Here is a 13,607-nt window from a genome sequence, read left to right as displayed (position 1 = left end):
AGGAGACACCCGAATGGGTTCGCGCACAATCAAGGCGCTGCGCTGGTGGATGATCGGGCTGATCATGCTGGGCGCGATCATCAATTACCTGACGCGTGCCACCCTGGGGGTGGCGGCCCCCACTGTGCTGGTCGATCTGGGTATCACGGAACAGGAATATGGCTGGATCACCGGCGCCTTTCAGTTGGGCGTGATGATGCAGCCGCTTGCCGGCTATCTGCTGGATGTCATCGGGCTGAAGGTCGGCTTCGCCATTTTCGCCACGGCCTGGTCGCTGCTGACCATGGCACATGGTCTGGCGACCAACTGGCCGATGCTGATGGGCCTGCGCGGCCTGTTGGGGCTGGCGGAAGGATCGGCCAACCCGGCCGGCATGAAGGCGGTGTCGGAATGGTTCCCCGCCAAGGAACGGGGCCATGCCGGTGGCGTCTACAATATCGGTGCTTCTGTCGGTTCCATGCTGGCGCCACCATTGGTGGCCTGGGCGATCCTGTTCTGGAACTGGCAGATGGCCTTTGTGCTGACGGGCGCCCTGGGTCTGGTCTGGGTGGCAGCTTGGTTGAAATTCTATCATCCACCGGCCAAACACCCATCCTTGTCGGCGGAGGAGGGGGCTTATATCGCCGCCGGGCAGGAGGCGCATCTGGCAGGCGACGGGGCCAAGCCCGCGATCCGTGATCTTGTGAAGCAGCGCAATTTCTGGGGGATCGCCCTGCCGCGTTTCCTGGCCGATCCCACCTGGGGCACCCTGGCCTTCTGGGTGCCGCTCTATCTGATGAATGTGCGCGGCTTTGACCTGACGGCCATTGCCATGTTCGCCTGGTTACCCTTCGTGGCGGCTGATCTGGGCTGCATGTTCGGCCCCACGGTCGCCTCCTTCCTGCACCGGCGCGGCTTCAGCCTGCTGAATGCAAGGCGCGGTGCCTTTACGGTGGGGGCGCTGATGATGGTGGGCATGGCCTTTGTTGGCCGGGTGGATAGCCCCTATCTGGCCATCGCGCTGCTGTGCCTGGGCGGCTTCGCCCACCAGACCCTGTCGGTTACCGTCATCACCATGGCGTCCGACCTGTTTAAACGGAATGAGGTGGCGACCGTTGCCGGCATGGCTGGCACCATGGGCAATCTGGGCGTGCTGATCTTCTCGCTGCTGATTGGTGGGCTGGTGGCCAGCGTGGGCTATGATCCTTTCTTTCTGGCGCTGGGGGTGCTGGATCTTGTGGGCGCCGCCCTGCTCTGGACCCTGGTGCGTGAACCGTCCGGCCCCACCGCTCCCGCCCATCATCCCGCTGTCACGGTGCAGACGCCATGATCCGCAATCCCATCCTGCCCGGTTTCAACCCGGACCCGTCCATCGTGCGCGTGGGGGCAGATTATTATATCGCCACCTCCACCTTTGAATGGTTTCCCGGCGTCCAGATCCACCATTCGCGCGATCTGGTGCATTGGCGACTGCTGACGCGGCCGCTGAGACGGGAAAGCCAGTTGAACATGCTGGGGGCGCCCGATTCCTGCGGCGTCTGGGCGCCGTGCTTGACCCATGCCGACGGGCTGTTCCATCTGATCTATACCGATGTGAAACGCTATGGCCGCACCAGTGTCGGCGGCGCGTCGGGCGCCTCGCTGCGCGACTTCCATAATTATCTGGTGACCTGTGACCGGATCGACGGCGAATGGTCCGATCCGGTCTTCCTCAACAGCAGCGGGTTCGACCCCTCCCTGTTCCATGATGAGGATGGGCGGAAATATCTGCTCAACATGCTGTGGGACCATCGCCCCGGCCATAACCGCTTTGCCGGTATTGTCCTGCAGGAATATTCCCCACAAGCCCGCGCTTTGGTGGGGGAGCGGCGGGTGATCTTCCCCGGCACGGCCCTGGGCCTGACAGAAGCCCCCCATCTCTATAAGCGCGACGGCTGGTACTATCTGCTGACGGCGGAAGGCGGTACGGGCTGGAACCATGCGGTGACCATGGCCCGGTCCCGGTCGATTGACGGCCCTTACGAACTGCATCCTGACACCCATATCCTCACATCCTTCAACCGGCCCGATGCGCCGCTGCAACGCGCCGGCCATGCCGATCTGGTGGAAACGGCAGAGGGGGAAACCTATGCCGTCTATCTGTGTGGCCGCCCCTTGCCCAACCGGGGCCGCTGTGTGCTGGGGCGGGAAACGGCAATCCAGCGCATGGTCTGGGGTGATGATGGCTGGCTGCGGACCATGGACGGGCAGGGCCTGCCAAGCCTGACCACGCCCTCGCCTGGCCTGCCGGCACATCCTTTCCCGACGGCTCCCGCCCGGTCGGACTTTGATGATCCAAGCCTGCCGCTGGATTTCCAATGGCTGCGCTCTCCCCATCCGGAAGAGCTGTTCAGCCTGTTCGCCCGGCCAGGCTGGTTGCGGCTTTATGGGCGGGAGACGATCGGCAGCCAGTTCCGTCAGGCGCTGGTCGCAAGGCGGCAACAGGCTTTCTGTGTGTCCGTAGCGACCTTTATGGATTTCCATCCCCGCCACTTCCAGCAGATGGCCGGGCTTGTCTGCTATTATGGCGGCAGCAAATTCCATTATCTTTATGTCAGCCACGACGAGGCGCGGGGCCGCCATATCCGTGTCATGTCGGCCCTGCCGGATTCAACCCAGGCCGATGCTTTTACCGAGATGATCCCGATCCCGGAGGGGCCGATCATCCTGCGGGCAGAGCTCGACTATGAACGGCTGCGCTTCGCCTTCCGGCTTCCGGACGGGGATTGGGTCTGGCTGCCCCGGATCTTTGATGCCAGCATCCTGTCGGATGAGGCGACAAGCCCCGGCGCGCCGAACTTCACCGGCGCCTTCATTGGCATGGCCTGCCAGGATATGGCCGGCAGCGGTGTAAGCGCTGATTTCGACTGGTTTGATTATCAGGAGCGGGATTATCGCGCGGATCCAACCTGCAGATAATGGGGTAATCCGCCTGTCCTTTTAACCGGGAGCTGGTCAGCCTCTTGGCGGGGCGGTGGATTCCCGCATCACTACCTCATGACGGAACGTGCCCGGCAGGGGGGCGTCATGCCGTCCTTCGGAGCGGGCGATGATATAATGCGCCGCTGCCTTTCCCATCGCGACCAGCGGCTGGCGGACCGTGGTGAGGGAGGGCCAGACGGCGGCGGCCATGGGGATATCGTCGATACCGGCGATGGAAAGATCATCGGGCACCCGTATCCCCCGGTGATGGGCCACCGCCATCGCGCCCAGCGCCATCGCATCATTGGCGGCAAAGATCGCGGTGGGCGGTTCGGGGAGGGAGAGCAAGCTCTCTGCCGCTTCCCTGCCGCTTGCCAAACGATAATCGCCGCTTCGCAGCAGCGCCGGATCATGGCCGCCATGGGGGGCCATTGCTGCGCAGAATGCGTTGAACCGGGCCTCAGCCGATCCGAAATCGGGCAGGCCCTGGATGAAGGCGATACGACGATGCCCCAGGTCCAGCAGATGGCGCGTCATGTCGAACGCGGCCTGATAATCGTCAATACGGACCATGGCGGGCAGCGATGGCACCTCCCGGCCGGGGCTGACGCGGACATAGGTTCCCGGCCGCTGCACCAGCAATTCCAGCAGAACCGGATTATCCGCCAGCCCGGGCATGAAGATGAAACCATCCACCGCCGGCATGGCGATCAGGCGCCGCGTCCGCTCCTCAAAACCTTCCGCCGCCATGCCCAGCGGTTCCACCAGCAGGTGATATCCCGCTTCCCGTGCCGCCATGACGGCGCCCACCTGCAAAGCCGAGATATATTCGTTTTGCAGCGATTCCGAAGGGTTGTCCAAATTGCTGCCCAGGACGAAAGCCATCATGTAATTGCGCAAGCCGGACAGGCTGCGGGCCGACAGGTTGGGCGAATAATTCAAGGCTGCCACGGCGGCCATGACTTTTTCCCGCGTGGCGGGGCTGGCCTTGGGTTCGCCATTCAGCACGCGCGACACGGTTTTGATGGAATAACCGGCCACCCGGGCCACATCATGAATGGTAGGTTTGCTCAACGCCTGTTCCCCCTGCCAAGCCGCTTATTTGCGATATTTTCCGGCTTAAAATTACCCCCTGCTGGATTTCTGAGAAATTATCAGAAAAAAGGAAGGGGACAACGTTGGACATTTCGTGTTGTTCGGCACCACAAATTATGTTACGTAACAATTCCGGACAGTTTCCGGCAAACATATAGTGGGGGACAACGCTGTCACAAGTGGTGTTCTGTCACATGCATGAGATCCCGATAACGGGACCAGGCAGGGGAGTGAGCGTTCTTGTTACCATTTCGCCGTCCAAAGGGCGCGCCTCTTGCGAGGTTGCGTCTCCATATCTGACGTCCAGTTGATCCGGGAATAGTCCCTTTCCCGGTTCCCTTTGGCGTCTTTGTTTGGCCGTTCGACCCATGGCAGGTCGGCGAATGGAAAGGTGCGCGCGCTTCCCAAAAACAGCAAAAACGATAGTGGGAGTGAGACAAATGCGGAAATCCAGTCTGATGGCCGGTGCGGCTATCGCAACCCTGCTTCCGGCGCTGCCCGTTCTGGCGCAGCAGGCCGATACACTGCAATTGGATGAGATTGTCGTGACCGCCCAGCGCCGGGCTGAGAACCTGCAGGAAACGCCGCTGGCGGTTTCCGCCATCACCGGCGAGGGGCTGGCGAGCCAGGGTATCAAAAGCGTCGTCGACCTGTCGGCCCAGGTACCCAGCCTGCAGATCACCAGCAGCGGTTCCGGTGCGTCACAGGTCTTCATGCGTGGTATTGGCAGTTCCAACGTCACCGAGGTGGGTGACCCGGCTATCGCCTATCATATTGACGGCATTTATATTGCCCGTGCCACATCCACGGGCGCCCTGTTCTATGACATTGACCGGGTGGAGGTGCTGCGCGGGCCGCAGGGGACGCTCTATGGCCGTAACGCCACGGCCGGTGCCATCAATGTCATCACCAAAAAGCCGACGCAGGAGCTTGGGGGCTCCGCGGCGATCGAATATGGCAATTACAATGCCTTGACCACCTCAGGTGTGCTGAACGTCCCGATCAAAGAGGATCTCGCCATCCGCGGCGCTTTCCAGACCACGCGCCATGATGGCTATCAGAAGGTCATCACAACCGGTCCCCTGGCCGGCAATGACAAGTACGATCAGGATGACAAGTCGGGCCGCCTTCAGGCCCTCTGGACACCGACCGAGCGGCTTTCCGTCAATCTGCGGGGGGATTATCTGCATCGTGGTGGCGCCGGGGGCGGTGAGGTCGGGTATCCGGCCCGGACCAGCAGCCCCTGGACCAGCCTGTCCACCGTCAATACCTCCCGCGACAATACGTATTGGAGCACCGGCGCGGAGGTGAACCTTGATCTCGATTGGGCGGAGCTGACCTACATTTTCAGTTACAATTACGCCAATGAAGATCGGAATGCTGAAAATGTTGTCACCGGGGCGCCAAATTATTTTTATGGTGTCGATAAGACAACATCGAACGAATTGCGGCTGGGCGGTGATACCGAAAGCCTGAAATGGGTAATCGGTGCCTATCACTTCAAGGAAGATAATGATGTCGATTTCCGTATCTTCCTTGCCGATAATAATTACCTGTCCTTCATCCAGCCGGAAGTAACGTCGGAAACGACCGCTGTTTTCGGCCAGGCAACATGGTCGGTGACCGAGGCTCTGCGCCTGACTGGCGGCCTGCGCTACACGGAAGATAAGAAAGGCCGCACGGGCGGCACCTTCTTTACCAATAATAGCGGGGCGATCACGGGGACCGTGACGCTGAACGTATCCGACAATAAGTGGAACAAGGTCAATTGGCGGGCCGGCGTTGATTATGACCTGGCCGAGGGCAGCATGGCCTACGCCAATGTCGCCACCGGTTACAAGGCAGGCGGTTACTATGACGGCCTGCCGCCCAATGATTACAAGCCGGAAAGCATCACCTCTTATGAGGTGGGGGTGAAGAACCGCTTCATGGATAACCGCCTCCAGCTCAATCTGGCGGGCTTCTATTATGATTACCGGGACTTCCAGATTTCGGCCATCGGCACCATTGCCGGCCAGGATGCTACCGTCACCCTGAACGCCGATAAGGCGGAGATTTACGGGCTTGAACTGGAAGGCGATTTCCTGCTGACGGAGCAGGATCGCTTTGATGCCAGCGTTTCCTGGCTGCATGCGCGGTACAAGGATTTCCTGCTGCCGCGGGGTGATGCCTTTGCCAACAACAATGCCAACGCCAATATCGCGCGTTGCTACACCGCCGATTACAGCAGCGCGCCACCGCGTGCGGCCGATTTCTCTGGCTGCAAGATGGCCCGTACGCCGGAATGGTCGATCAATCTGGGATACCAGCATAAGTTCGAGTTCGATAACGGGGCCAGCCTGACCGGTCGGGTTCAGACCCATATCGAAAGCGCAAAGTACCTTGAATATCATGGATTTGAACAGAACAAGCAGGACGCCTTCACCAAGACTGACCTGACCCTGACCTATGCGCCTGCCGAGGGCGGATGGACCGTAATGGCCTATGTCCGCAATCTGGAGGATGAGAACGTCCTGACCAATTCCAACCCCAACGCAACCACCGGCTTCGCGACCAATGGCAGTGGCGATTTCTATGCCCCGCCGCGTACCTATGGTGCCCGCCTCAGCATCGATTTTTAAACGCCGCTTCATGTGGCGGGTTTCTGCCTGCGCATCGCCGCCGGCAGAAACCCGCCGCGCAAATTTTTAAAAGACGCGACAGGAGAGATCGACGATGAAGGTTCATCAATTATTCAAGGCGGCCCTGGCCACCAGTCTCTGTCTGACAGCTTTTGCCGGTGGTGCCATGGCGCAGGCAAAAGGGGCTTGGCAAAACACGTCCCTTTCCCCGGATGAGCGCGCCCGTCTGTTGGATGCGGAACTGACATTGGATGAACGGATCAGCCTTCTGCATGGCCCGATGCCGTTGCCCTTTCCCGGCAGCCCGCCCATCCCGGAAGGGGCCATCCCTGGTGCCGGTTATATTCCCGGCGTGCCGCGTCTGGGCATCCCGGCGCTGAAGGAAACCGACGCCAGCCTGGGCGTGACCAATCCCATGAATGTACGGCCGGGCGATACGGCTACCGCCTTGCCATCCGGTCTGGCACTGGCATCCACCTTCAATCCCAAACTCTCCTACGATGGCGGTGCCGCCATCGCCAAGGAAGCGGCCTCCAAGGGTTTCAACGTGCTGCTGGCCGGTGGCGCCAATCTGGCGCGCGACCCGCGCAACGGCCGCAATTTTGAATATCTGGGCGAAGATCCGCTGCTGGCCGGCATCCTGGCCGGGGAGAGCATCCGCGGCATCCAAAGCCAGAACATCATCTCCACCGTCAAGCATTTCAGCCTGAACGGTCAGGAGACCAATCGCCATTGGGCCAATTCGGTGATTGATGAGGCAGCACACAGGGAAAGCGACCTGCTGGCCTTCCAGATTGCCATTGAACGTGGCCAGCCTGGCTCCGTCATGTGCGCCTATAATCTGGTGAATGGCGCCTATTCCTGCGGCAATGACCATTTGCTGAACAAGGTGCTGAAGGGGGATTGGGGCTATAAGGGTTGGGTCATGTCGGATTGGGGCGCCGTCCGCGCCACCGATTTCGCCCTGAAAGGCCTGGACCAGCAGTCCGGCCAGCAGCTTGACGAGAAAATCTGGTTCGGTGACCTGTTGAAAGAGGCGGCCGCCGCGGGCACTATCCCGGCAGAGCGCCTGTCCGACATGTCCCGCCGCATCTTGCGATCCATGTTCGCCGCCGGCTTTTTCGACGGCAAGCCCGGCAAGCCGGTGGTCGATCTGGATGCCCATGCGGCCATTGCCAAACAGGTAGCCGACGAAGGCATCGTGCTGCTGGCCAATGACAAGGGGCTGCTGCCGCTTGCAGCAGGGTCACAGAAGATCGCGGTCATCGGCGGCTTTGCCGATCAGGGTGTGCTGTCGGGTGCCGGTTCGTCCCAGGTTACCAGCGTCGGCGGCAATCCGGTTGTCATCCCGGTCGGGGGTGAGGGGATGCTCGCCGCGTTTCTGCGCCAAGCCTACCATAATTCCTCGCCGCTGAAGGCGCTGAAGGAAAGGTTGCCCAACGCCACCATCCGCTTCAATGATGGTCGTTATCCGGCTGCCGCCGCCGCGCTGGCCAGACAGTCCGATATCGTCATCCTTTTCGCCAACCAGTGGATGTCGGAAGGGATGGATGCCTATGATCTGAAGCTTCCCCAGGGCCAGGATGCGCTGATTGAGGCGGTGGCAGAGGCCAACCCCAATGCCGTCATCGTGCTGCAGACCGGCGGGCCGGTGCTGATGCCGTGGAAGGACAAGGTGGGGGCCATTGTCTCTGCCTGGTATAGCGGGCAGAAGGGCGGGGAGGCGATTGCCGATATTCTAGTTGGCAAGACCAACCCGTCGGGCCGCCTGCCGTTGACCTTCCCGGCGAGCGCTGACCAATATCCCCACCCCGAAGTGCCGGGCTGGAACCTGCCGGAAAAACAGCAGTTCGATGTCGTTTACGAGGAGGGGTCCGACGTGGGCTATCGTCGTTTTGCGGCCAAGGGCATGAAGCCGCTATTCCCGTTTGGTCATGGCCTGTCCTACACCACCTTTGCCTATGACAAGCTGAAGGTGAAAGGCGGGGAGACGCTGGAAGTCAGCTTCCAGGTCACCAATACCGGCAAGCTGCAGGGTAAGGATGCGCCGCAGATTTATCTGGCGGGCGCCAATGGCCAGAAGCTGCAGCGCCTGATCGGGTTCGAGAAAATCGACCTGAAGCCGGGCGAACGCCGCACCGTGACCATCAAGGCCGATCCGCGCCTGCTGGCCCGCTTTGACGAGCAGGGCCACCAATGGCGGATCGACGGCGGTGATTATGACGTGGTGGTCGGCCGGTCGGCGACCATGACTGTGCTGTCGGGCAAGGCCCGCGTCAGCCAGCGTACCTTGAAGCCATAAGAAGGAGCGACACCATGCGCCGTCTCCCCCACCTGTCCTTGCTGGCCCTGATGCTGTATTCGGGCACGGCACTTGCCGCCCCGCAACAGCCGGCCCTGCCCGAAGGGCAACCGCTCCTGACCGTGGAGGGACTTTCCTTCCGCGATCTGAACCGCGATGGCACGCTTAATCCTTATGAGGATTGGCGCCTGTCGCCTGAGGTTCGCGCTGCCGATCTGGTGGCGCGAATGACGCTGGCAGAAAAGGCGGGGGCGGGGGTGCATGGCACCGCCCCCATCCAGGGTGGCCCCATGGCATCCGGTCCCGCCTATGATATGACGGCGGCACAAGCTATCATCCGGGACCAGCATCTCAACTCCCTGATCACCCGCATGGCCATCGCGCCGGCTGATTTTGCGGCGGAGAATAACCGCCTGCAGGGGATCGCCGCCGGTACGCGCCTTGGCATTCCGCTGACCATCAGCACCGATCCGCGCAACCACTTCCAGGTGCTGGGTGGGGCCAGCGTCGCGGCCAGCGGCTTTTCGCAATGGCCGGAGACGCTGGGCTTCGGCGCGCTGAACGATCCGGCACTGACCCGGCGCTTTGCCGATCTGGTCCGGGCGGAATATCGTGCGGTCGGTATCCAGATGGCGCTCTCGCCCCAGGCCGATCTGGCGACCGAGCCGCGCTGGTCGCGCATCAATGGCACGTTCGGAGAAGACCCGGCCCGTGTCAGCGCCCAGGTGAAGGCCTATGTGCAGGGGATGCAGGGGGCCGATACGGGGCTGGCACCGGGCGGTGTCGCCACGGTGGTGAAGCACTGGGTCGGCTATGGCGCCCAGATCGATGGCTATGACGGGCATAATTACTATGGCCGCTTCACCGATTTCACCAAAGGCGGTTTCGACCGCCACGTCGCCGCCTTCCAGGGCGCGTTTGAGGCCGGGGCCACCGGCATCATGCCCACCTATACCATCCAGAAAGGGTTGAGCCTGGAAGGCAAACCGGTGGAGCCGGTCAGCGGCGGCTATAACAAGCAGATGCTGATCGACCTGCTGCGCGGCACCCATAAATTCAAGGGCCTGATCCTGTCGGACTGGGCCATCACCAATGACTGCAATGAAAGCTGCCGTACCGGCAACCCGCCGCAGCAGCCCAAGGATATCGCTACCCCCTGGGGGGTGGAGGATCTGACCCAGCCGCAACGCTTTGCCAAGGGGATGCTGGCCGGGATCGACCAGTTCGGCGGCGTCAATGATGGGTTGCCGCTGCTGGCGGCGGTGGAGCAGAAATTACTGCCTGAAGCCCGCCTCAACGAGGCGGTGGCCACCATCATGACCTTGAAGTTCGAACAGGGATTGTTTGAAAATCCGTTCGTCGATCCGGCTGCCGCTGCCACCATCGTCGGCCGCGCCGATGTCGTGGCGGAGGGCCGCGCCACGCAGGCCAAGTCGCTGGTGATGCTGGAAAACCGGCTGGGGCCGGCCCCGCTGCCGGCGGGGGGTGGCAAGCGCCTGTTCATCTATGGGGTGGATGCGGCGACGGCTAAAGCCGCCGGTTTCACCATCGCCGCCAGTCTGGATGAGGCGGATATCGCCTTGATCCGGTTAAAGGCCCCCTTCCAGACCCTGCATCCGGGCTTCTTCTTCGGTCGGATGCAGCATGAGGGGGACCTGGATTTCAAGGAAGGCGATGCCGGGCTGACGCTGGTTCGCCAAGCGGCGGCAAAGGTGCCGGTCATCCTGACCATCTATCTCGACCGGCCCGCCATCCTGACCAACATCAAGCCCCATGCCGCCACCTTGATTGGGGAATTCGGCATCACCGATGCCGCCCTGTTCGATGCGCTGACCGGTAAAGTGGCGCCTATGGGTAAATTGCCTTTCGAACTGCCGGCCACCATGGCCGCCGTGCGGGCACAATCGCCGGCCCTGCCGCATGACAGTGCCGATCCGCTCTATCCTGTTGGCTTTGGCCGTTGAAGAAGGGATTTCCGATGCGCCATCTGTTTGTCGCTGCCCTGCTGTTGCTGGCACCCGCCGCTTTTGCCGCCCCGGTCACGGTCGATGGCGGCAAGGTGGAAGGGGTGGAGCAGGGTGATATCATCGCCTTCAAGGGCATCCCCTATGCGGCCCCTCCGGTGGGAGAGCTGCGCTGGCAGCCGCCGGCCCCGGTTGTGCCATGGGAGGGGGTTCGCAAAGCCGCGACCTATGGCTATGACTGCCTGCAGAACCCGTTCCCCGGTGATGCCGCTCCCCTGGGCGGGCCGATGGCGGAGGATTGCCTCTATGTCAATGTCTGGGCCCCCAAGCCGCAACCGGGCGTGAAGCGCCCGGTGATGGTGTGGATTTATGGCGGCGGTTTCGTCAATGGCGGCTCCTCGCCGGGGGTTTATGACGGATCGGCCTTTGCGCAGAGCGGCGTGGTGCTGGTCAGCCTCAATTACCGGGTGGGGCGCTTCGGCTTCTTCGCCCATCCGGCGCTCACCGCCCAGGCAGGATCAGCGCCGACCGGCAATTTCGGCTTCATGGATCAGGTGGCGGCCCTGAAATGGGTCCGCCGCAACATTGAAGCCTTTGGCGGCGACCCGGCCAATGTCACCCTGTTCGGGGAGAGCGCTGGCGGTCGGTCCGTGCATGTGATGCTGACGGCTCCTGCCGCCAAGGGCCTGTTCGACAAGGCAATCATCATGTCGGGCGGCGGCCGCGCCACGGGGCTGGGCCTTGTGTCGCTGGAAGAGGCGGAAAAGCGCGGCGTGACTTTCGCCCGCAATGCCGGGGTTGAGGATACAGGGCCGGCGGGTCTGGCCGCCCTGCGTGCCCTTCCAGCCGATCGTATCGTGGATGGGCTGAATATGCGGGCGATCATGGGTGCCGGCGTCGATCATTATGCCGGCCCCATGAAGGACGGCAAATTCCTGACGGAGGAGCCGGCGGATAGCGTGGCTGCCGGCCGGTTCCAGCACATGCCGCTGATGATTGGCGCGACCGGCCTGGATGGTTTCCCCATTGGGGATCTGGAAGCGATGTTCAAGGGTTTCGGGGCCAATGAGGCGGCGGCGCGCGACGCCTATGCCAGCCCGGTGCCGATGCTGACCACCTGGAAGATTGTCGGCGACCGCATTTTCATTGAACCGGCACGCCATCTGGCGCGGCAATGGTCCAAGGCAGGGCTGCCAACCTTTGCCTATCGTTTCTCCTATGTCGCGGAAAGCCAGCGGGGCCAGATGTTTGGCGCGACCCATGCCAGCGAAATCCCCTATGCCTTCCGCACCATTGATGTCCGCTATCCTGGGGCGGTCACCCCGGCTGATCAGGCCATGTCAAAAGCCTATCACGATTATTTCGTGTCGTTTGCCCGCGATGGAAATCCTGCTGGCGAAGGGCTGCCGGCGTGGCAGGCATATAATCCGAACAAGGACATGATCATGGACCTTGCCAATGAAGGTCCGCGCTTCACTGCCGATCCTTTCAAGACCCGGTTGGATCTGATGGAAATGACGGCAAAGTAACGATCCCACGGCATCAGGCAAACATGGGGAGGTGACTTCCTCCATGTTTGCTTGATGTCACCATCACGGCTCATTCCTGAAAATGCCGATAACCGGTGCCTGTCCTTCTGACTGGCGGGCGCGGTACATGCCGGATGTATTGAAACTCCAGGCCAGGGTGCCATCCGGGGCTACGGCAATGATCCCGCCATCACCGCCCAGGGCGGTCAGGCGCTTCTGTATCACCTCGTCGGCGGCCTGTTGCAGGCTCAAGCCTTTATAGGTCACAAGATTGCAGATTTCCCGCGCCACCCCGAGACGGATGAAATATTCCCCCGTCCCGGTGGCCGATACTGCACAGCTTTCATCATTGGCATAGGTGCCGGCGCCAATGATCGGCACATCGCCGACACGGCCCCATAATTTCGCCGTCGTTCCCCCGGTGGAGGTGGCGGCAGCGAGATGACCGGCACGATCACGGACGACAACGCCGACGGTGCCGAACTTGCGATCTTCGGGCATCTGGTCGGTTTTTGCCACCGGCACCGGTTCCGGTCCGACGCCCGGTGGGCGGGCAGGCACAGGCAGGCCGCGCTCGGCGAGCGTGCGTTTCAAGGACTGCCAGCGCCGTTCGGTGAAGAACCAGGCGGGGGCAGCCTGTTCCACGCCGTTCTGCTGACCGAATGTTTCCGCCCCGGCGCCGATCAACATGACATGGGGCGATTTTTCCATCACGGCGCGGGCCAGGCTGATCGGGTTGCGGGTGCCCGTGATACCGGCAACAGCACCTGCCTTCACTGTCGCGCCATCCATGATGGCAGCGTCCAACTCGTTCCGCCCCGCTGCCGTGAACACCGCCCCGCGCCCGGCATTGAACAGAGGATCATCCTCCAGCGTGCGGACAACATTTTCTGCCGCATCCAGGGCGGACCCACCCTGGTTCAGAACGCTTGCCCCTTTATCCAGCGCGGCTTGAAGTGCTGCGCGATACGCGGCCTGGGTATCCGCCGACATGGTTTCCCGGTCCATGACGCCGGCACCCCCATGGATCGCAAGCGCCCAACCGGATGTTGTTGCCTGCGCAGCGGGGGCGACTTGGCGTGATGCCGTGCAACCGGCAAGGGCCAGGGACAGTAACAGGATGGCGGCGGGCGGGGCGCGGCGGTGGCTGGTCACG

Annotated in this window: 8 protein-coding genes; 6 read left to right on the top strand and 2 right to left on the bottom strand. The window is 62.0% G+C overall.

Annotation, left to right across the window (positions count from 1 at the left end):
- Positions 1-13: 13 nt before the first annotated feature.
- Together G473_RS0119470 and G473_RS0119465 are read left to right on the top strand one after the other, a co-directional pair.
- Complete coding sequence (locus G473_RS0119470) at positions 14-1,309, top strand: MFS transporter (protein ID WP_029014476.1); 1,296 nt, start codon at positions 14-16, stop codon at positions 1,307-1,309.
- On the top strand, positions 1,306-2,937 hold the full coding sequence (locus G473_RS0119465; protein ID WP_029014475.1) for a glycoside hydrolase family 43 protein: 1,632 nt from the start codon (positions 1,306-1,308) through the stop codon (positions 2,935-2,937). The genes G473_RS0119470 and G473_RS0119465 overlap by 4 nt, the downstream gene beginning before the upstream one ends.
- Positions 2,938-2,973: 36 nt before the next feature.
- Here the strand turns inward: G473_RS0119465 and G473_RS0119460 are convergent, their stop codons facing one another.
- Complete coding sequence (locus G473_RS0119460; protein WP_029014474.1) at positions 2,974-4,014, bottom strand: LacI family DNA-binding transcriptional regulator; 1,041 nt, start codon at positions 4,012-4,014, stop codon at positions 2,974-2,976.
- 461 nt (positions 4,015-4,475) lie between these two features.
- On the opposite strand from G473_RS0119460, the gene G473_RS0119455 reads away from it, so the two are divergent.
- From G473_RS0119455 to G473_RS0119440, 4 genes are all read left to right on the top strand, one after another.
- The gene (locus tag G473_RS0119455; RefSeq protein ID WP_029014473.1) at positions 4,476-6,656 is read left to right on the top strand and encodes a TonB-dependent receptor; all 2,181 of its coding nucleotides are present in this window, start codon (positions 4,476-4,478) and stop codon (positions 6,654-6,656) included.
- A gap of 94 nt (positions 6,657-6,750) precedes the next feature.
- Entirely contained in the window at positions 6,751-8,958 is a 2,208-nt protein-coding gene (locus G473_RS0119450; RefSeq protein WP_029014472.1) for a beta-glucosidase, read from the top strand.
- A gap of 14 nt (positions 8,959-8,972) precedes the next feature.
- A complete protein-coding gene (locus tag G473_RS0119445) occupies positions 8,973-10,922 on the top strand; it encodes a glycoside hydrolase family 3 protein (RefSeq protein ID WP_029014471.1) in 1,950 nt (649 codons plus the stop codon).
- 14 nt (positions 10,923-10,936) lie between these two features.
- Positions 10,937-12,451, top strand: coding sequence for a carboxylesterase/lipase family protein (locus G473_RS0119440; protein ID WP_029014470.1), 1,515 nt, complete (start codon positions 10,937-10,939; stop codon positions 12,449-12,451).
- A gap of 63 nt (positions 12,452-12,514) precedes the next feature.
- On the opposite strand, the gene G473_RS0119435 is transcribed toward G473_RS0119440, so the two are convergent.
- Entirely contained in the window at positions 12,515-13,606 is a 1,092-nt protein-coding gene (locus tag G473_RS0119435) for an isoaspartyl peptidase/L-asparaginase family protein (protein WP_245580184.1), read from the bottom strand.
- Position 13,607 lies beyond the last annotated feature (1 nt).

It is taken from the genome of Niveispirillum irakense DSM 11586, from assembly GCF_000429645.1.
Taxonomy (GTDB): domain Bacteria; phylum Pseudomonadota; class Alphaproteobacteria; order Azospirillales; family Azospirillaceae; genus Niveispirillum; species Niveispirillum irakense.
Note: the sequence above shows the minus strand (reverse complement) of the source record. Positions and strands in the feature narration are given on the sequence as shown.